Source organism: Methylobacterium sp. HMF5984, assembly GCF_045033435.1.
Classification (GTDB): domain Bacteria; phylum Pseudomonadota; class Alphaproteobacteria; order Rhizobiales; family Beijerinckiaceae; genus Methylobacterium.
This window is the reverse complement of the sequence record NZ_JBJFLN010000001.1, coordinates 1723189-1742583: the sequence shown is the minus strand read 5'-3', so window position 1 is coordinate 1742583 and position 19395 is coordinate 1723189. Positions and strand designations below refer to the sequence as shown.

Annotated in this window: 18 protein-coding genes; 8 read left to right on the top strand and 10 right to left on the bottom strand. The window is 71.5% G+C overall.

Going from position 1 to position 19395, the window contains the following annotated elements:
* Positions 1 to 155: 155 nt before the first annotated feature.
* The 5 genes from ACFZ8E_RS08285 to ACFZ8E_RS08265 all read right to left on the bottom strand — a co-directional run bounded on the left by ACFZ8E_RS08285 (position 156) and on the right by ACFZ8E_RS08265 (position 7473).
* A complete protein-coding gene (locus tag ACFZ8E_RS08285; protein ID WP_405042572.1) occupies positions 156 to 1403 on the bottom strand; it encodes a DUF4167 domain-containing protein in 1248 nt (415 codons plus the stop codon).
* A 442-nt stretch (positions 1404 to 1845) separates the two neighbouring features.
* On the bottom strand, positions 1846 to 2745 hold the full coding sequence (gene prmC, locus ACFZ8E_RS08280) for a peptide chain release factor N(5)-glutamine methyltransferase (protein WP_405042571.1): 900 nt from the start codon (positions 2743 to 2745) through the stop codon (positions 1846 to 1848).
* Entirely contained in the window at positions 2742 to 3827 is a 1086-nt protein-coding gene (prfA, locus tag ACFZ8E_RS08275) for a peptide chain release factor 1 (RefSeq protein ID WP_147726318.1), read from the bottom strand. The genes prmC and prfA overlap by 4 nt, the downstream gene beginning before the upstream one ends.
* 60 nt (positions 3828 to 3887) lie before the next feature.
* Positions 3888 to 6152, bottom strand: coding sequence for a phosphoenolpyruvate--protein phosphotransferase (gene ptsP, locus ACFZ8E_RS08270; protein WP_147843241.1), 2265 nt, complete (start codon positions 6150 to 6152; stop codon positions 3888 to 3890).
* An 85-nt stretch (positions 6153 to 6237) separates the two neighbouring features.
* Positions 6238 to 7473 (bottom strand): aspartate kinase, encoded by a 1236-nt coding sequence (locus ACFZ8E_RS08265; RefSeq protein WP_405042570.1) that lies wholly within the window; start codon positions 7471 to 7473, stop codon positions 6238 to 6240.
* 280 nt (positions 7474 to 7753) lie between these two features.
* Here ACFZ8E_RS08265 and ubiG point away from each other — a divergent pair, with 280 nt between their 5' ends.
* The 3 genes from ubiG to ACFZ8E_RS08250 are packed head-to-tail and all read left to right on the top strand — an operon-like array spanning position 7754 to position 10172.
* On the top strand, positions 7754 to 8542 hold the full coding sequence (ubiG, locus tag ACFZ8E_RS08260; protein WP_405042569.1) for a bifunctional 2-polyprenyl-6-hydroxyphenol methylase/3-demethylubiquinol 3-O-methyltransferase UbiG: 789 nt from the start codon (positions 7754 to 7756) through the stop codon (positions 8540 to 8542).
* A gap of 45 nt (positions 8543 to 8587) precedes the next feature.
* A complete protein-coding gene (locus ACFZ8E_RS08255) occupies positions 8588 to 9148 on the top strand; it encodes a YbhB/YbcL family Raf kinase inhibitor-like protein (RefSeq protein WP_405042568.1) in 561 nt (186 codons plus the stop codon).
* A 49-nt stretch (positions 9149 to 9197) separates the two neighbouring features.
* On the top strand, positions 9198 to 10172 hold the full coding sequence (locus ACFZ8E_RS08250) for an NADPH:quinone oxidoreductase family protein (protein WP_405042567.1): 975 nt from the start codon (positions 9198 to 9200) through the stop codon (positions 10170 to 10172).
* A 4-nt stretch (positions 10173 to 10176) separates the two neighbouring features.
* On the opposite strand, the gene ACFZ8E_RS08245 is transcribed toward ACFZ8E_RS08250, so the two are convergent.
* The 4 genes from ACFZ8E_RS08245 to ACFZ8E_RS08230 form a co-directional block, all read right to left on the bottom strand.
* On the bottom strand, positions 10177 to 11190 hold the full coding sequence (locus tag ACFZ8E_RS08245) for an adenosine kinase (RefSeq protein ID WP_243936236.1): 1014 nt from the start codon (positions 11188 to 11190) through the stop codon (positions 10177 to 10179).
* A 67-nt stretch (positions 11191 to 11257) separates the two neighbouring features.
* Positions 11258 to 11812, bottom strand: coding sequence for a Uma2 family endonuclease (locus tag ACFZ8E_RS08240; protein ID WP_405042566.1), 555 nt, complete (start codon positions 11810 to 11812; stop codon positions 11258 to 11260).
* Positions 11813 to 11855: 43 nt separating this feature from the next.
* Positions 11856 to 12176: a hypothetical protein gene (locus tag ACFZ8E_RS08235; RefSeq protein ID WP_147726310.1), complete on the bottom strand. Its 321-nt coding sequence runs from the start codon at positions 12174 to 12176 to the stop codon at positions 11856 to 11858.
* Positions 12177 to 12253: 77 nt separating this feature from the next.
* Positions 12254 to 13135 (bottom strand): sulfite oxidase heme-binding subunit YedZ, encoded by an 882-nt coding sequence (locus ACFZ8E_RS08230; RefSeq protein ID WP_405042565.1) that lies wholly within the window; start codon positions 13133 to 13135, stop codon positions 12254 to 12256.
* Positions 13136 to 13338: 203 nt separating this feature from the next.
* On the opposite strand from ACFZ8E_RS08230, the gene ACFZ8E_RS08225 reads away from it, so the two are divergent.
* Complete coding sequence (locus tag ACFZ8E_RS08225) at positions 13339 to 14358, top strand: aldo/keto reductase (protein ID WP_405042564.1); 1020 nt, start codon at positions 13339 to 13341, stop codon at positions 14356 to 14358.
* Positions 14359 to 14489: 131 nt separating this feature from the next.
* Positions 14490 to 15611: a DUF2336 domain-containing protein gene (locus tag ACFZ8E_RS08220; protein WP_243987133.1), complete on the top strand. Its 1122-nt coding sequence runs from the start codon at positions 14490 to 14492 to the stop codon at positions 15609 to 15611.
* A gap of 70 nt (positions 15612 to 15681) precedes the next feature.
* Here the strand turns inward: ACFZ8E_RS08220 and ACFZ8E_RS08215 are convergent, their stop codons facing one another.
* Positions 15682 to 16020, bottom strand: coding sequence for a hypothetical protein (locus tag ACFZ8E_RS08215; RefSeq protein ID WP_405042563.1), 339 nt, complete (start codon positions 16018 to 16020; stop codon positions 15682 to 15684).
* Between the two features lie 322 nt (positions 16021 to 16342).
* On the opposite strand from ACFZ8E_RS08215, the gene ACFZ8E_RS08210 reads away from it, so the two are divergent.
* The 3 genes from ACFZ8E_RS08210 to ACFZ8E_RS08200 are packed head-to-tail and all read left to right on the top strand — an operon-like array spanning position 16343 to position 19388.
* On the top strand, positions 16343 to 18238 hold the full coding sequence (locus tag ACFZ8E_RS08210) for a PAS domain-containing sensor histidine kinase (RefSeq protein WP_147858191.1): 1896 nt from the start codon (positions 16343 to 16345) through the stop codon (positions 18236 to 18238).
* A gap of 23 nt (positions 18239 to 18261) precedes the next feature.
* The gene (locus tag ACFZ8E_RS08205; protein WP_405042562.1) at positions 18262 to 18990 is read left to right on the top strand and encodes a peptidoglycan-binding protein; all 729 of its coding nucleotides are present in this window, start codon (positions 18262 to 18264) and stop codon (positions 18988 to 18990) included.
* Positions 18991 to 19046: 56 nt separating this feature from the next.
* Entirely contained in the window at positions 19047 to 19388 is a 342-nt protein-coding gene (locus ACFZ8E_RS08200; RefSeq protein ID WP_147841304.1) for a DUF1491 family protein, read from the top strand.
* The last annotated feature ends 7 nt before the right edge of the window (positions 19389 to 19395 follow it).

The window sequence follows — 19395 nt, the reverse complement described above, 5'->3', positions numbered from 1 at the left end:
GAGGCCTGGATCTCACGTCTCTCCGGCCCGTTCTCTGCGTCCGAGCGTATCCCGACCGGGTGAAGGCCGGATCGGCCCTTCGGGGACCGACCTTCGGATACGAAAAAGGCCGCCCCGGAGATCCGGTGCGGCCTGTCTCGCGGGAATGATGGCGTCTACTCGACTGAGGATGCGCCGTCCGGTGCGTTGGTCTCCGGCGAACCTTCGCCCTCGGTCCCCTCGAAGCGCGGGCGCCGCCGGCGACGGACCTTCGGAGCCGGCGCGTCCTCGCTTTCGGCCGTGGGCGGGCTCGGCGCCTGCGCCTCCGCCACGGGCGCTTCGGCGGCCGGCGGCAGGCGGGGCGGCGTCATCAGGAAGGCCGGGAGGCCGGCCGCATCCTCGGCGACGGGCCGCGGCTCCTCGCGGCGACGCTCGCGCCGGGCCGGAGCCTCGGCCCGGGCCGGTGCTTCCGCACGCACCGGCGCCTCGGCGCGGGCCGGCATCTCGGTCCGGGCCTCCTGGCGCGGCTCGCGGCGCGGCTGCTCCGTGCGTCCGTTCTCGTAACGGTTCTCGCGGGGCGCTTCGGCGCGCGGCTGCTCCTGACGAGACGGATCCTGGCGCGAAAGGTCCTGGCGCGGAAACTCGTCCCGCGGCTGATCGCGACGGTTGAACTCGGCGCGGTTCTCCTGCCGATTGTCCTGGCGCGGATACTCCTGACGCCCGTTCTCCTGCCGTCCATTCTCCTGCCGCCCGCTGTCCTGGCGGTTGAAGGTCTGCCGGGGCGCGTCCTGGCGATCGTAATCGGCGCGCTGGCCGTGCTCCTGGCGGCCCTGATCCTGCCGGCCGCCGTCCTGGCGGTTGCCGTCGGGACGCTGGTTGTCGAAGCGGGCGCCGTTGTCGAAGCGCGGCCGGTCGTTGCGGTTGTTCTGGAACCGATCGCGGCGCTCCTGGCGGTCGCCGCGGTTCTGGTTCTGGCCGAACCTGTCCTGCTGGTTGCGATCCTGGCCGCGATCCTGGCGACCGTCCTGCTGGCCGCCCTCGCCGCGGTTGTCGTAGGGCTGCGGCTGTTGGCCCGGATCGCCGTATTCGGGCGCGTAGCCGGCATAGCCCTGGCCGTTGGCCTCGCCGCCCTGCTCGTCGTCGCCGTCCTCCATGTCGTCGTCGTACGACCGCGAGGCGTAGCCGGCGCCGGCCTGCGGGCGGCCCTGCTCCTGCGCGCCGGAGATGATCCGGAAATAGTGCTCGCCGTGCTGGAAGTAGTTCTCCGCCGCCACCGGGTCGCCCGCCGCCTGCGCGTCCCGCGCGAGCTGAGCGTACTTGTCGGCGATGTGCTGGGCGGTGCCGCGGACTTTGACGTCGGGTCCGTTGGATTCGTAGGACCGGGTCAGCGGGTTCGGGCCCTTCGGCCGGTTCCGGCCGCGCACCCGTCGGTTCTGGTTTGGTCTCATCGGTCTCAGATGACCCTCGTTACTGCGAAAGGCGCGTCTGGTCGGGGGGAAGGCTGGGGGCCGGGCTCCCGAGGCGCCGCAGTGCGGGTCCTCGCCGGCGCCCGCGGACGGATCATCGGAATTGATCCACGAACCGCTCGCCTACCAGCCGTCTGTCCCGATCCCTCGGGGCCTACGCTTGCGTCCAAGACGCCCGTCGATTGTCAGGTTCGAAAACCGCCGCGCCGCTGCTCGAACCCGAGCCTGCGTCTGATCGACGGTGGAGCGATCGGCCGCCACCCCGCAAAGGATGCGCTATACCGAACCTACGGCTTTCCGTCTTAACGGATCGTCCGCGAACCGCAAGTCGAGACGGGGGATCCAGCGCGAAGTTGATGGGGATTCCGGCGAATTTTGCGTGATCGGTGCCATAAATCCCCTATGCGGGCGCCTTGTCGGGCCGACCGACGAACGACGCGACCCGCGTATGCCCGGCGAGATCGCGCGTGATGCCGCTCGGTCGAAGGCCCGCCTTCCGGCCCAGATCCGTCACGGCGTCCGCCTGATCGTAGCCGATTTCGAGGTGGAGCGAGCCGCCCGGCGCAAGCAACCCGCCTGCCGTCGCATCGACGATCCGTCGATAGGCCGCAAGCCCGTCGCCGCCGCCGTCGAGCGCGGCCATCGGATCGTGCTCGCGCACCTCGCGATCGAGGCCGGCGATCACGGCGCTGGCGATGTAGGGCGGGTTCGAGACCACCCGGTCGAACCGGCCCACGAGCGCATCGCACCAATCGCCGGCGACGAACAGGGTGCGATGGGCGACGCCGTTGTCGAGCGCGTTCGCGCGCGCCGTACGCAGGGCATTCCAGGAGCGATCGAGGCCGATGCCGGTCGCGTTCGGCAGCGCGCTCAGCAGCGCGACCAGCATGCAGCCGCTGCCGGTGCCGAGGTCGAGGATGCGGAGGGGGGCCGCCGGGTCCGAAACCGTTTCCAGCGTGGCGTCGACCAACGTTTCGGTGTCGGGCCGCGGCACCAGCGTTTCCGGGGACAGCCGGAACGTCAGGCCCCAGAACTCCCACGTTCCGAGGATGCGGGCCACCGGTTCTCCGGCAACGCGCCGGCGCGCGGCGGCCTCCAACCTGTCCGCGCCCTCCGACCCGAGGGCTCGGCCGCCGTGCAGCGCGAGGTCGACGGCGCGGAGATCGAGCACGCCGAGCATCAGGAAGCGGGCATCGCCCTCGGGTATGCCTTCCGCGGCGAAGCATTCGGCGAGGCGCCGCAGGGCAAGGCTGCGCGTATGATCCGGGCGGACGATGCGCGCGTCGGCCCGTCCGCTCACGCCATGCCTTCGGCGGCGAGCAGCTCGGCCTGATGCTCCGTCACGAGCGCGTCGACCAGCTCGTCGAGGGCGGTGCCGGCGAGCATCTCCTCCAGCTTGTACAGGGTGAGGTTGATGCGGTGGTCGGTCACCCGGCCCTGCGGGAAGTTGTAGGTTCGGATGCGCTCCGAGCGGTCGCCGGTGCCGACCTGCGACTTGCGGTCGGCGGCGCGGACCGCATCCTTGGCCGAGCGCTCCGCATCGTAGAGCTTGGCCCGCAGCAGCGACATCGCGCGGGCGCGGTTCTTGTGCTGGGAGCGCTCCTCCTGGACGAAGATCACGATCCCCGACGGCAGGTGGGTGATGCGGATCGCCGATTCGGTCTTGTTGACGTGCTGGCCGCCGGCCCCCTGCGACCGCATGGTGTCGATCTTCAGGTCGGCGTCGTTGACGACGATGTCGACCTCCTCGGCCTCGGGCAGGACCGCGACGGTGGCGGCGGAGGTGTGGATCCGCCCCTGCGCCTCGGTGTCGGGCACGCGCTGGACCCGGTGGGCGCCGCTCTCGAACTTCAGGCGGGCGAACACGCCGCGGCCCTTCACCTCCGCCACGACCTCGCGATAGCCGCCGACGGTGCCCTCGCTCTCGGAGATGACCTCGACCTTCCAGCCCTTGGTGTCGGCGTACTTGGCGTACATCCGGAACAGGTCGCCAGCGAACAGCGCGGCCTCGTCGCCACCGGTGCCGGCGCGGATTTCGAGGATCGCGCTCTTCTCGTCGGCCGCGTCCTTGGGCAGCAGCATCAGCTGCAGGTCGCGGTGCGCCTTGATCAGCGCGTCCTCGGCGTCGGGCTTCTCGGCGGCGGCGAGCGCACGCATCTCGGGGTCGCCGCCGGGCTCGTCGATCAGCGCCTCGACCTCGGCCAGGTTGGCGGCGGCGGCGCGATAGGCGTGGATTCCGGCGACGACGGGATCGAGATCCGACAGCTCGCGGGAGAGCTGGACGATGCTCTCCGAGCTCGCATCGCCGGCGGCGAGGGTGCCGGTGACGATGTCGTGGCGCACGAGGATGGCGTCGAGGCGGTCGGGGGGAAAGGGGATCATCGACCGGGGTCTACTCTGGGACGCTGACGGAAACGAGCCCGGTTTTCACGCTGGGCGGGGTCAGACCGGGATGCCGTGGGCCTTGGCGAAGGCGGCGAGCGCCGGGCGGATCGAGGCGCCGTCATGGGCGCGGGCCATCTCGGCGTCGATCACGTCGGCGATCGCCCGCGCGTCGAGGCTCAGCACCATCGCCTTGATCGGGCCGATCGAGGCCGGAGACATCGAGAGGTCGCGGAAGCCCATGCCGATCAGCGCCATCGCTTCGAGCGGCCGTCCGCCGATCTCGCCGCACACCGTCACCGGGCATCCGGCCGCGTCTGCGCGCTCGGCGATCAACCGGAAGGCGCGGATCGCTGCGGCGCAGAGCGGATCGAACCGGTCCGCGACGCGGCGGTTCTCGCGGTCGACCGCGAACAGGAACTGCATCAGGTCGTTCGAGCCAACCGACAGGAAGTCGGCTACTTGGGCGATTTCGTCGATCTGGAACAAGAGCGAGGGCACCTCGACCATCGCGCCGAGGCGGCAATCGCTCGGCAGCGGATGGCCGTGGCGGCGCAGATGCGCCTTCTCGCGATCGACGATCGCCTTGGCCCGGACGAACTCGTCGACCGTGGCGACCATCGGGAACATGATCTTGAGCGGCCGCCCGGCGGCCGCCCTCAGCAGCGCGCGCAGCTGCACCCGCAGCAGCGCCGGCCGGTCGAGGCCGATCCGGATCGCGCGCCAGCCCAGCGCCGGGTTCTCCTCCTCGAGCTTGGGCATGTACGGCAGGATCTTGTCGCCGCCGATGTCGAGCGTGCGGATCGTCACCGGCCGGTCGCCGGTGGCGGCGAACACCGCCTCGTACAGCGCCTGCTGCTCGGCCGCCGAGGGCATCCGCTGCGCCACCATGAACTGCAGCTCGGTGCGGAACAGGCCGATGCCCTCCGCGCCGGTCTCGTTGAGGTGGCCAAGGTCGACGAGCAGGCCGGCATTGAGGTGCAGGCCGATGCGGATGCCGTCTCGGGTGGTCGCGGGGACGTCGCGCAGCGCCCGGTACTGCTCCTGCCGCTTGGCGCGCAGGCGCACCATCTCGGCATAGGCCGCCTCGATCTCCGGCCCCGGGCGGACCTGGACCTCACCGGAGACGCCGTCGACGATGATCGCGTCACCCGAATCGCACAGCGCCGTCGCGTTCTCGACCTCGCCGACGGCAGGGATGCCGAGCGCCCGCGCGACGATCGCGATGTGGCTCGTCGGGCCGCCCTCCTCCAGCACGACGCCGCGCAGGCGCGATGGATCGTAGTCGAGCAGCGCCGCCGGGCCCATCGAGCGGGCGACCAGGATCGCGTTGTCGGGCAGGTAAGCGCCCGAGCCCGCGCCCTCCTGCCCGGTCAAGCGGCGCAGCAGGCGGTTGGCGAGGTCGTCGAGGTCGTGCAGGCGATCGCGCAGGTACGGGTCGCTCTGGCGCATCATCCGGGCGCGGTTGTCCGACTGGACGCGCTCGACCGCCGCCTCCGCGGTCAAGCCCGAGACCACCGCCTCGCGCATCCGGCGCAGCCAGCCCTTGTCGTGGGCGAACATGCGCACCGTTTCCAGCACCTCGCGCGATTCGCCGGTGCCGATCTTGTCGCCGCGCTCGACCAGGTCGTCGATCGCCGAGCGCACCGCCTCGATCGCGGCCTCGAGCCGGGCGATCTCGGCCTCGACGTTCTCGGCGATCAGCGTCTTCACGACGATGCGCGGCTCGTGCAGCACCACGTGGCCGAGGCCGATGCCGTCGGCGAGCACGACGCCGCGGGCGTTGACGGCGCGGCGCGCCGCGGTGCCGGCGTCGGGAGCCAGCCCCTGCAGCTCGCCCGACGCGATCATCTCCGAGAGCACCATCGCGGTGGTCTGGAGCGCCTCGATCTCCTCGTCGGAATAGACGCGGTAGGTCTTGTTCTGGACGGTGAGCACGCCGAGCGTGTTGCCGGCCCGGAGCAGCGGCACGCCGAGGAAGGCGTGATACGCCTCCTCGCCCGTCTCCGGGCGGTAGGAGAAGGCCGGGTGGGTCTGCGCGTCGGAGAGCGACAACGGCTCGGCCGTCTGCGCGATCAGGCCGACGAGGCCCTCGTCGGCGCGCATCCGGGTCAGGTGGACCGCCTCGCGGTTCAGGCCCTCGGTGGCGAACAGCTCGAGCGTGTTGTCGTCGCGCAGGACGTAGACCGAGCACACCTCGGCGATGACGTTGGCGGCGATGACCACGACGATGCGGTCCAGGCGCGCCTGGGGGCTGACCGGCTCCGCCATGGCTTCGCGGAGGCGGCGCAGCAGCAGGCGCGGGCCTCCGGGCGCAGCGGGCATCGTCTGGTCAATCCCCTGTCAGCGCGACGCCGGGTGTCGGCGCCGGGCAATCTCAGGTCGCACCCGTCGGACGGGCCTGCAAGCCTCAGGCCTGATCCAGGCCGTATAGCGAGTGAAGCGTGCGGACGGCAAGCTCGGTATAGGCCGCGTCGATCAGGACGGAGAACTTGATCTCGGAGGTGGTGATCGCCCGGATGTTGATGCCCTTGTCGGCCAGCGCACGGAACGCCTTGGCCGCCACGCCGGCATGGCTGCGCATCCCGACGCCGATCGCCGAAACCTTCACCACGTCGGTGGCGCCCTCGATCTGCGCGAACCCGATCGTGTCGTGCGCCCGGTCGAGCACCGTGCGCGCCCGGTCGTAGTCGGCGGCCGGCACCGTGAAGGTCATGTCGGTGGTCGACTGGTCGCCCGACACCGTCTGGATGATCATGTCGACGTTGATGTTGGCGTCGGCCAGCGGCCCGAAAATCGCGGCGGCGACGCCGGGGCTGTCCTTGACGCGGCGAAGCGTGATCTGCGCCTCGTCCCGCGCGAAGGCGATCCCGGTGATGATCTGCTGTTCCACGTCTGTGTCCTCGTCGCAGATGAGGGTGCCGGGGCGCGCGGCGTCCGGCGGATCGAAGGAGGAGCGGACCGTGGTCGGCACCCGGTGCACCATGGCGAGCTCGACGGAGCGGACCTGCAGCACCTTGGCGCCGAGCGAGGCCATCTCCAGCATCTCCTCGAAGGTGACGCGCTCCATGCGCCGCGCCTTCGGCACGACGCGCGGGTCGGTGGTGTAGACCCCGTCCACGTCGGTGTAGATGTCGCAGCGCTCGGCGCCGATGGCGGCGGCGACGGCCACCGCGCTGGTATCCGACCCGCCGCGGCCCAACGTCGTGATCCGGCCGGTCTCGGCATGGATGCCCTGGAAGCCGGCGATCACCGCGACCTCGCCGCGCTTGAACCCTGCGTCGAGCTGGGCGCCGTCGATCTCCTCGATGCGGGCGGATCCGTGCGCGTCGGAGGTCAGGATCGGCACCTGCCAGCCCTGCCAGGAGCGGGCCGGGATCCCGGCCTTGCGCAGCGCGATCGCCAGGAGGCCCGAGGTCACCTGCTCGCCCGAGGCGACCACGGAATCGTACTCGGCGGCCTCGTATTCGGGGTCGGCGTCCTTGACCCAGCCGACGAGCTCGTTGGTCTTGCCCGACATCGCCGAGACCACGACCGCGACCTCGTAGCCGGCCGCGACCTCGCGGGCGACGTGGGCGGCCACGTTGCGGATGCGCTCGACGTTGGCGACCGAGGTGCCGCCGAATTTCATCACCAGACGGGGCATGCAGCGTCCGCGTTTCTCAAACTTCGTCGAACGACCGATCCGGGCTCAGATGTCCGGGCGTGTTCGGCGGCCTCCAACGATTCGCGAACGGCCGCGCCGCCGGCTGTACCGGACCGGCGTCCGGCGGGTACAAGCGGGGTCGGGGGCTGTCAACACGCCGCCAAGCTCCACTTACCCGGAATGCAGGGTCGGCCGCACCCGCTCGGCCGGTCGCCCGTGCGCGGTCGGCGCGGGACTGCGACCACCGAGCGCGCGCCGTCCCCGAATGGAAAGAGATCGGATGACCATCGACGAGACCGCCGCCGGGATCGAGGCGGGTGCGAGCAGCAGCGCGGGCCTCGGCTTCGTCGACCCCGGCGAGGTCGCCCGGTTCGATGCGCTCGCCGCGACGTGGTGGGATCCGCGCGGTCCGATGCGGGTGCTGCACCGCTTCAACCCCGTCCGCCTCGCCTACATCCGCGACGCGGTCTGCCGTCATCACGGGCGGTCGGTCGAGACGCCGTTCGCGCTGCAGGGCCTCTCGATCGTCGATGTCGGCTGCGGCGGCGGCGTGCTGTCGGAGCCGCTCGCGCGCCTGGGCGCCGACGTCACCGGCCTCGACCCGGCGGCGCAGAACATCGCCGCCGCGCGACGCCACGCGGAGGCCGAGGGCGTGCCCGTCGACTATCGCGCCGAGACCATCGAGTCTGTGGTCGCCGCGGGCGAGACCTTCGACGTGGTGCTGATCATGGAGGTGATCGAGCACGTGACCGACATGCCGGCCTTCGTCCGCACGGCGGCGTCGGCGGTGAAGCCCGGCGGCCTGCTCTTCGCCGCGACGCTCAACCGGACGATGCGCTCCTTCGCGCTCGCCATCGTCGGCGCCGAGTACATCCTCGGCTGGCTCCCCAAGGGCACCCACGACTGGGAGAAGTTCGTGACGCCGTCCGAGCTGTCGGCGGCGCTCGGCGGCGGCGGCCTGTCGGTCACCAACACCACGGGCGTCGTCTACAATCCGCTCACCGACGGCTGGCGGCTGGGCCGCGATACGGCGGTGAACTACATGCTGGCGGCCGAGCGCCCGGCCTAGGATGCCGGGCGCTGTTCGACCGGCGTCAGAAACGAAGGAGACCCGATGCTCGAGAAGATCCCCGCTGCGGTCGGTCAGGCCCTGTCCGGCCTCAAGGCCGGCCTCGAGAAGACCGTCTTCCACGCCGATTTCGCCGATGCCCCGGAGACGATCGCGCTGACGAGCCCGGCCTTCGCCGACGGCGCCGGCATGCCGGTCCGCTTCACCGCGGATGGCGACGGGACGTCGCCGCCGCTCGCCTGGAGCGGCCTTTCCGCGGGCACGGCGAGCGTCGCGATCCTCGCCGAGGATGCCGGCAGCCCGACGCCGCAGCCGCTAGTGCACCTCATCGTCTGGAACCTCGCGCCGGACGTTTCGGATCTGGCCGAGGGGGCGGCCTCCGCGAACGCGCGCGTCGATCTCGGCAAGAACAGCTTCCTCAAGGACGGCTGGCTTCCGCCCGACCCGCCCACCGGCCACGGCCCGCACCGCTACCTGTTCCAGGTCTACGCCCTCGACCGCCTCCTCGACCTGCCGGCCTCGCCGGGCCGCGGCGCCCTGGTCGATGCGATGCGCGGCCACATCCTGGCCAAGGGATCGCTGACGGGAATCTACGAGCGGCGCTGAGGCGATCGGCTGGCCTTGGGCAACTGGTGAAACGAACGGAAGGCGCGCGATGAAGGCTCTCCTGTGCACCCGGCTCGGCGGCCCGGACGACCTGTCGATCGCGACGCTGCCCGATCCCGTCCCCGGCCCGGGCGAGGCCCTGGTGCGGGTCACCGTCGCCGCGCTCAACTTCTTCGACACGCTGATCATCGCCGGGCGCTATCAGGTGAAGCCCAAGCTGCCGTTCTCGCCCGGGGGCGAGGCCTGCGGCGTGGTCGAGGCCCTGGGACCGGGCGCGGACGGCGTGCGGGTCGGCGATCGGGTGATCGTGCATGCCAAGTACGGCACCTGCCGCGAACGGCTCGCGGTGCCCGCACGCATGCTGACGCCGGTTCCGGCCGGGGTGAACGACGAGCAGGCTGCCGGCCTCACGATCACCTACGGCACGTCCCTCCATGCCCTGCGCAACCGCGCGAAGATCCGGCCCGGCGAATGGCTCGCGGTGCTCGGGGCGTCGGGCGGGGTCGGTCTCGCGGCGGTCGAGCTTGGGGCGCTGCTCGGGGCGCGGGTGATCGCCTGCGCCTCCTCGGAGGACAAGCTCGCCATCGCCCGGCAGCACGGGGCGGAGGTGGGCCTCGTCTACGATCCGGCCACCCTGCGCGACGCCCTGAAAGACGCGACCGGGGGCAAGGGCGTCGACGTGGTCTACGACGCGGTCGGCGACGCCTTCTCGGAACCGGCCTTCCGCGCGCTGACCTGGCGCGGCCGCTTCCTCGTCGTCGGCTTTGCCGCGGGCGAGATTCCCCGCCTGCCCCTCAACATCATGCTGCTGAAGGAGCTCGACGTGATGGGCGTCCACTGGGGTGTCTTCACCGAGCGCGAGCCGGAGGTGCACCGCGAGAACCAGCGCCAGATGCTCGCATGGGTCGCCGAGGGGCGGCTGACCGCGCGGGTGCACGGCGTCTACCCCCTCGAGGACTACGCCGCGGCCCTCGGCATCCTCAGCCGGCGCGAGGCGGTGGGCAAGGTGCTGCTCCGGCCCTGATCCTTCAGATCAGCCCCTGCGCCTTGGCGAGCGCGACGAGGTCGCCCTGCGGCCGGGCGCCGATATGCTGGATCACCTCCGCCGCCGCGAGCGCGCCGAGGCGGGCCGAGGTGACGTAGTCGAGGCCGCGGGCGTGACCGGCCAGGAAGCCGGCGGCGAAGAGGTCGCCCGCGCCGGTGGTGTCGACCACCTCGCGCACCGGCGAGGCCTCGACCGAGCGGATCTCGCCGCCCTTCACCACCATCGCGCCCTCGGACGAGCGCGTGACGAGGCCGAGCAGGTGCCGCCCGCGGGCGTCGCGCTCGTCGCGGAGCGCCTTCAGCGCCGCGTCCGCGTCGTCGGTCTGGTAGAGGCTCTGCAACTCGCCGATGTTGGCGAACAGGATGTCGACGCTGCCGTCGCGGATCAGCCCGAGGAACTCGTCGCGGTAGCGGCCGACGCAGAACGCGTCCGACAGGGTCAGCGCCACCGCGTTGCCGGCGCCGTGGGCGATCGTCACCGCCTTGCGGAACGCGTCCTTGGCGGCCGGCGGGTCCCAGAGGTATCCCTCGAGGTAGACGACGCGGGCGCTCGCGACCGTCGCCTCGTCGAGGTCGGCCGGCGACAGGCCCTGGCAGGCGCCGAGATAGGTGTTCATCGTGCGCTCGCCGTCGGGCGTCACGAGGACGAAGCAGCGGGCGGTGGCCGGCCCGTCGGTCGCCACCGGCACGTCGAACGCGACGCCGGTCGCCTTCAGGTCGTGGCTGAACAGGCCGCCGAGCTCGTCGTCGCGGACCTTGCCGACGAAGCCGGTCTTGGCGCCGAGCAGCGCCGCGCCGACCGCCGTGTTGGCGCCCGACCCACCCGACACGATCGTCGCCGGCCCCATCGCGGAGAACAGCGCCTCGGCGCGCGGCTCGTCGATCAGCGCCATCGCGCCCTTCGGCACGCCCTGGTCGGCGAGGAAACCCTCGTCCGTGCGGGCGATGACGTCGACGATGGCGTTGCCGAGCACCAGGAGGTCGAGGCGAGCGGTCATGCGGGCGTCCCTTCGGAAATTCGCTCGCGCTCTCGCACCGGCGCCCGGCAGGGTCAAGCGAGGCGGCTCAGGCGTCGTCGTAGAGTTCGGCGAGCGGGACGGTGATGCCGGGAGGATCGAAGGTCAGCACGCCGTCCGAGACGATACGCGTCTCGATGACGTCGTCGGCGCGACGATGATGGTGGACGGCGAGGCGTTTGACCGTGTCGATGAGGAGGTAATGCATCACGCTCGGGATGCCGAAGTAGCCTGCGAATTTCGCGCCCGTATCGATCGAACGCGTGCTCGGCGAGAGGACATCGACCACGATGACCGGATCCGTCACTTCCACCGTGTCCGGATCGAGACGAGGTCCGCAACGGGCAAGGGCGTCAGGCTCGAAAGCCGTGGTGCGTTCGATCCGAATCGTCATTCCGTCCGGGAGCACTTGGCAGGGCAAGCCTTCCCGCCGAATGGCAGCCCGCAACGCGAGTTGGGCGGCGAATTTCGTCTCGGCATGCCGGACCCGTTCCGGCGACATCGCGAAGACCTCGCCGTCGAGCAACTCATGCCGCCCCGGTCGTCCCTCGCCCCAGGCCAGGAACTCGTCGACGGTCATGCGCGGTTTCGGCTTCACGCTCATGCGGCGAGCGTAACATGTTCCGATCGGGCCGCGAAGGCGGCCGCTACTGCATCGACTTCACTTCGCACTGCGCGTAATCGGCGCTCGCCTTCACGTAGGCGTTGAGCTTCTGCACGTAGCCTTCCGCGATCGGCCGGAACGCCTGAAGCTGCAGGTTGTAGGCCTTGATCGCGTCGTTGTAGCTGTAGGCCTCCCAGCCGGGGCACCCACCCTTGGCATCGAGGCAGGCGGGTTTCGCCGGCAGGGCCGGCTTCTCCGGCTTGGCCGAGGCGGGCGGCGGCTCCGGCAGCGGGCAGGCGGCGAGCGCCGCGCCGGGGCAGACCAGCGCGAGGACGAGCGAGGATCGGCTCAGGAAACCGCGCATGGACAGGTCGAGCTCCGTTCGGCCCGCCGCGGGGCCGCGCCGGGTTGTGCGTCGGCGTGCCGGCGGGAGCAAGGCGCCTATGCGGCCGGCTGGACGCGCTGCGGACGGCCCGCACGCGGCGCCGGCGCCTTCGCACCCGGCGGCACGCGCACGAGGGCGACGACGGGCAACGTCAGGCCGACCGCGAGGACCCACCAGGCCGGGCGGATCACGTCGGAAAAGTCGAGGTTGGCGCCGAGCACGAGGTCGGCCGGGATGCCGCTCTTGATCCCGTACCAGGCCGCCTCGATGCCCGCGGTCGCGAGGGCGGCGGCAACGGCGAGCAGCGCGAGCGACCACGGCCGCATCGGCAGCCTGAACCGTTGCATCAGGCGCCAGCCCATCAGCAGCACGAACAGCCCGGTCCAGAACACCGGATCGGAGACGTCGATCTTCGATTGCAGAAAGTAGTGCAGCAGCCCGAGGATGCCGATCGCGTAGGCCGCCTTGTGCAGGCGCGACCAGCTCGCGCCCATCCGCCGGATCGCGGCGTCGGTCGAGGTCGCCCCGAGGGCGATGAGGCCGACGAGCGCGACGAAGCCGATCGTGAGGTAGAACCGCAGCGCGATCTCGGAGACGACTTTGGCGAGGTCGAAGTTCTGGTCGACCACGTACAGCGCGAGATGCGCCAGCGCGTAGGCCGCCGTGGTCACGCCGAGCAGGCGCCGGACGTTGATCAGCTTCGGCCAGTTCGCCACCCGCCGCAGCGGCGTGACCGCGAGGGAGGCCAGCAGGAAGCGGATCGTCCACTCGCCGGTGCCGTGGATCAGCGCCGTGATCGGCTTCGGCCCGAGCGCGTTCGTCGCGTAGGCGCCGGCGAGGTAGACGGCCGGGGCGACGGCGATCAGGAACGCGACGAGCTTCAGGAGCGAGAGGCGTCCGGCGCGGTCGAGCCAGGGCAGCGGCAGGGCGTGGGACATCTCGGCTCTTCGCATGCGGTGTCGATGACGGTTGGCGGCCCGGTCGGCCGGCACGGCGCGGGGAGCGCATGCGACCCATTCGCCGCGATGTGCCTCCGGTTACGGGCACGGGCCATTCCCGGTTCCGAACCTGCGACGACGGTTGACGCTCCGCGATCCCGGCCGAGATACCCCCGCAACCCCACGACGCAGGACCGCCTCCGATGGATTACCGCACGCTCGGCCGCTCGGGCCTCAAGGTCTCGCCGATCTGCCTCGGCACGATGATGTTCGGCGGTGCCACCGACGAGGCCGATTCCGCGCGCATCGTCGCGAGCGCCCGGGATGCGGGCGTGAACTTCATCGACACCGCCGACGTCTACAATTCCGGCGCCTCGGAAGCGATCACCGGCCGCGCGATCGCGACGGATCGGCATGCCTGGGTGCTGGCCACCAAGGTCGCCAACCCGATGGGCGACGGGCCGAACGATCGCGGCCTGTCGCGCGTCCACGTCCTTCGCGCCGCCGAGGAGAGCCTGCGCCGGCTCGGGACCGACTTCATCGACATTTACTACCTCCACAAGGAGGACCACGCGACGCCGCTCGACGAGACCGTGCGGGCGATGGAGACCCTGGTTCGCCAGGGCAAGATCCGGCACTTCGGGGTCTCGAACCACCGTTCCTGGCGGATCGCCGAGATCTGCCGCCTGTGCGACGCCTACGGCATCGACCGGCCGGTGGTGAGCCAGCCGTACTACAACGCGCTCAACCGCATGCCCGAGACCGAGCACCTGCCGGCCTGCGCGCATTTCGGCCTCGGCGTGGTGCCGTACTCGCCGCTCGCCCGCGGCGTGCTGACCGGCAAGTACGATCCCGACGCCCCGCCGCCGGCCGACACCCGAGCCGGCCGCCAGGACACGCGGATGATGCAGACGGAATGGCGCCCGGAATCGCTGCGCATCGCCCGCACCCTGAAGGACCATGCCGAGGCGCGCGGCATCACCGCCGGGCAGTTCGCCTTCGCCTGGGTGATGAACAACCGCGCCGTGACCGCGGTGATCGCCGGCCCGCGGACCATGGAACAATGGACCGACTACCTCGGCGGGCTCGATTATCGCTTCACGCCCGAGGACGAGGCCCTGGTCGACGGCCTCGTCGTGACCGGCCATCCCTCGACGCCCGGCTACAATGATCCGGCCTACCCGATCGAGGGCCGGGTGACGGTGAGCGGCACGAAGGTCTGAGGCGGATCGGCCTCGTGCCGATCCGATCTTGGCGCAGGACGACACGTCGCTTCGGCGAGCGGCTTAAAGGTCGATTCACGCAAACGACCCTAGCGTGATGGTCGATCCAGTTCCTGCGTATCCGAAGTGCCATGCCCCCATCCGTCGAGGTCGCGCCCGACCTGTCCGGGCTGATCGAACTGTCGCGCATCGCGCATCTCGACCTGAAGCCCGTCATTCTGCGGGTCCAGACCGATCTGTTCGTGCAGGCGGCCAACCGTGACAAGTCGGAGCTCGAATCCTTTGCCTCGCTCGCCGGCGGGCTGATCCCGATCGTCGACGAGGAGACGGCGGCGATAGTCGCGGAGAAGCTCGCGCCCTTCGCCGACACGCCGCAATCCGTCCTCGCCACGCTGGCCGCCCGTGGCGGACGCGTCCGCGACATCGTGCTGGGGTCGGCGGTGACGCTCTCGCCCGCCCTGATCGATGCCGCGCTCCTCGACGGCGCCGATCTCGGCTCGGCGATGGCCGGCCGACCCGGCCTCCCCCGCGCGGTGATCGCCGAGCTGGCGCAGCGCGGCGATCCGGCGATCGACCGGGCGCTCGCCGGCAATCTCGGGATCACGCTCCGCGGCGGCGACGTCCGGCACCTCGTCGGCCGCGGCCGGACCGATCCGGACCTCGCCGGCCTCCTGCTCGCCCGCCCGGATCTCGCCGCCGGCGAGCTCGCTCCGCTCTACCTGCACGCCGACCCGATCCGGCGCGACGCGATCCGCGAGGCGATCGCCGCCACGGCCGCGCTTCGCCCCTGCCCGCCCCCGCCGCGCGACCTCGGCGGCATGCTGCTCGGCCTCTCCGCCGCCCACGACGTCCCGGGCTTCCTCGCCGCCCTGTCGGACGGGCTCGGGCTGCCGGCGAATTTCCTGCGCAGCGCGCCCGACGCCGGCTCGCGCTACGACCTGCTCACGCTGTGCCTGCGCGCCGCCGACCTCCACGAGGAGGAGGCGGTCTACGTCTTCCTGACCCTCGACGAGGCGGTCTCGCGCTCGGCCGAGCGGGTGTTCGAGCTCGTCCGCCTGTTTCGGACCACCGATCGTCCCGCCGCCCGCGACCTGCTCTCGGCGATCCTCGACCGGCCGCTGCGCGAGCGCAGCGGCGCGTCCGACGCCCACCAGCCGCACCATGCGCCGGACACGGGCAAGATCCGGCAGGCCGCGGCCGAGCGGCCGGCGAACCGGACGCCCCTCCCGATGCGGGCTCGGAAGTCGTCCTGAGATCGGCCGCGCCGGCCGCCGGCTGGGGCTCACGCATTCCGCGTCGTCGTATCGTCCAGCACGAACGGCCTCAGCGCCCCTCCGATCCCCGCCACGGAGCCTTGCGATCGGCATCCGCGAGGGTGTCGCGCGAGGCGGCCTGCGGACCAACGTGCCGGCCGAGCTCGGCCATGGCCTCCTGCGCCAGGCGCTGCCGGGACTCCGCCGGCATCGCGCTCCAGGCGGCTGTCGCGGACCCGACCGTGGCGAGCAACGTCGATCCCGTCGCGGGCGCCGGGGACGCCGCGTCGCACGGACCGGCCATCTCGGGTGCGGACGGAACGCTCGCGCATGTCCCCGGCTGATCGCGGGTCGCCGCGAGGTACGACAACGCGCCGATCACCAGGGCGGCTCGCAGCAGGAACGACATGGACGGTGATCCGGGAAGCGTGCGGGTCGAAGACGGCCGAGGGTGGGGCCGTTTTCCTGAATCCAACGTCAACCGATCGCCTAAAAGGCATTCGATGGTGAACGAGCCCCGACGGGGACACCCTGCGCGTAGTCACGGTTACGTTGTGGAAAGCATCCCGGCCATCGCGGGCCGACGCGCAACACTCGTTTAAGCCGGGTCTGCGAGGGTCGGGATCTAGTCGTTCGTCACCGAACCGGGGGGCGCGAAGGCCGAGTGTTGCCAGGCATGCCGGGTTGTTGGCCGTCCTGGTCTTGGGTCTTGTGCGTTGCGCGTATCTGTCTTGCGTATTCAACACCGGCTGCCCGCGCTGCTCGACGCCCGCCTCGCGAGCTTCGTGCATGAATCGGCGATCGAGGATGCCAGCGTGCGCTTCCGCCACGAGCGCTTCCTCGTGTCGCGCCTCGCCACCGGCGCGGTGATGATGGCCGGCCTGCCGCCCTACCTGCTGTGGCGCGGCGTGCCGTCGGGCATCGAGGTCCTGGCGATCGCCAGCCTGTTCCTGCCCGTGCTCGCCGCCGTCCTGCTCTCGCGCACCGGCTCGCTGTGGATCGCGCACGCCGTCTCGTCGGCCGGCCTCACCGGCCTCGTCGTGTGCCTCGCCAGCCTCACCGGCGGCGTGCAGTCGGCCGCCGCGATCTGGCTCGTTGCGATCCCGCTCGAGGCGGTGGTCTCCGGCTCGAAGCGCGCCACCGTCGCGGCGTCGCTGCTCGCGATGGTTGGCGTCCTCTGCGTGGCGTTCACCGGATCGTGGATCATCACGAGCCCGACCATGGCGCTGTCGGCCTCCGTCGCGATGCCGGTCTTCGCCATCACCGCGATCGGCCACGTCGCCGCGCAGGTGCTGGAGCAGATGCGCAACGAGGGCCAGTGGCGCAAGCGCATGCGGGACAACGAGGCCCGCGACCGGATGCTGCTCGCGGCGATCGACGACCTCGTGACCTGGCACGACGTCAACGGCCGGGTGATCGAGGCGTCGGCCTCGGCCGAGACGCTCGTCGGCACCGATGCGATGCGCCTGCGCGGCCACGGCCTGCTCGAGCGGGTGCACGTGGCCGACCGCCCCGCCTTCCTCCAGGCGATCAGCGATGTCGCGGCTCTGGGCAAGCCGGCGACGGTGCAGCTGCGCCTCAACGTCGACCCGACCGCCCGGCGCCAGGACGGCGCGCGGCTGATCCATGTCGAGATGCGCGCCCACCGGATCGCGCAGTCGCCGTCGGGCCCGGTCGGCGTCGTCGCGGTGACCCGCGACGTGACCGAGCATCGCCGCCACGCCGAGGAGCTCGAGCGCGCCCGCGCCGAGGCAGAGCGCGCCGACGAGGTCAAGAGCCGGTTCCTGGCCAACGTCACCCACGAGCTGCGCACGCCCCTGAACGCTATCATTGGCTTCTCCGAGGTCCTGGCCGGCGAAGGCGCGGTCGTGCTCGCACCGGAGCGGGCGCGGGAATATGCCGGCATCATCGGCGCCTCGGGCCAGCACCTGCTCAGCGTCGTCAACACGCTGCTCGACATGAGCCGGATCCAAAGCGGCAACTTCGACTACGCGCCCGAGCTGGTCGACGCGGCGGCGCTGACGCGCAGCTGCTGCGACCTGATGAAGCTCAAGGCCGATGCGGTCGGCGTCGTGCTCGCGCAGGTCGCCGAGCCCGGCCCGATCGAGATCACCGCCGATTCGCGCGCCTGCCGTCAGGTGCTGATCAACCTGATCTCGAACGCTGTGAAGTTCACGCCGGCCGGCGGCCGCGTCGAGGTAGCGCTGCGCCGGACCGCGGCCGGCCTCGACCTGATCGTGTCGGATACCGGCATCGGCATCCGCGAGGCCGACCTGCCGCGACTCGGAACGCCGTTCTTCCAGGCCGGCTCCGGCGGCTACAAGCGCACCCACGAGGGCACCGGCCTCGGCCTCTCGGTGGTGCAGGGCCTCGTCGGCCTGCACGGCGGCACGATCGCGATCGAGAGCGCGCCGGATGCCGGGACCACGGTCACCGTCAGCCTGCCGAGGGCCTGCCGGTCGGCCGAGAGCCCGGTCGGCACCGCGCCGCTCACCGCCCGGGTTCGCCCGGCCGGCAGGGCTTCGGCCCACGGCGCCGTGGTGCGGCTGCCGCTCGGCCTGTTCGACACCGGGCCGACGGTGGTGCGGGAGATCGACGATCCCGCGCGCCTGCGCCGCGTCGGCTGATTGAAACGCAACGGGGAGACAGAATGTCCGAGATGCGCGACCATCGCGAGATCACCGTCGCCGGAGACGCCCGCAGCGCCCGCCCGGCCAAGGCCGCCCGCCGCCCGGCGCAGCGCCGGCCCGCCGCCGACGTGTCGGAATGGCGGATGATGCTCGGCGCCGTCGCCAGCGGGACGTTCCGGATGTGCCGGCGCAATCCCGGCGCGCTGTTCGGCGGCGTGGTCGTGTTCGGCGCGGTGGTGGTCGTCTCGATGAACGCCCTCGGCTACCAGAACGGGCGCCACCCGGCCCCGATCCTGCCGAAGATCGCGATCCGCCAAGATGCGATGAGCAAGGATGCGGTGAGCAAGGATGCCGCGAGAAAGGACCCCGCCGCGAGGTCGGTACCTGAGAAGGTCGCCGATGCCGACCGGCCGGCCGAGACGGCACGCACGCCTCTCAAGGCAGCAGAGGCCGCTAGGGCCGCCGCCCGCGATCCGATCGCCGACCTGATCCGATCCGACGAGACGACCGCTTCGGTGACGCCCAAGAGTGCCGTCGCGCCGCCCAAGCCGCAGCCGGCGGTGATGCAGGCGCAGAAGGCCTTGTCGAAGCTCGGCTACGGCCCGCTCAAGGCCGACGGGCTGATGGGAGCGACCACCCGCGCGGCGATCGAGAAGTTCGAGCGCGACCGCAAGCTGCCGGTGAAGGGCGAGGCCGCCGGCCGCACGCTTCGCGAGCTCGCCGCCCGCGCGGCCTTGCCCCCGGCCTGATTGCATCGCGGTCCGGCGCGGCGCATGCCCGGCGCGCATCCGCACCGGGAGGGTCCATGCCGCGCCTGCGCTCCGATTTCTGGGTTTCGGCCCATCTGCGGCGACTGGCCGTCGAGGGGATCTCCGCGGTGCAGCGCCGCCGGGGCGCGGCGGAGGCCGGCGCGATCTTCGTCAAGGTCGATCGCCTCGACGGCCGCGCCGACCTCTACGGGCCGGCGCCGCAAGCGCTGTTCGAGGACGAGGATACCGGCGGGCGTCGCTTCGTGGCGATGGTTCCGGAGGGCACGCCGCTCGATGCGGAGGAGCGCCTGACCAAGGAGATCCGGTTCGATTCCGACCTGTGGATCATCGAGATCGACGACCGCGAGGGCCGCCATCTCCTCGATCTCGCCGAGTAGAGCCGGC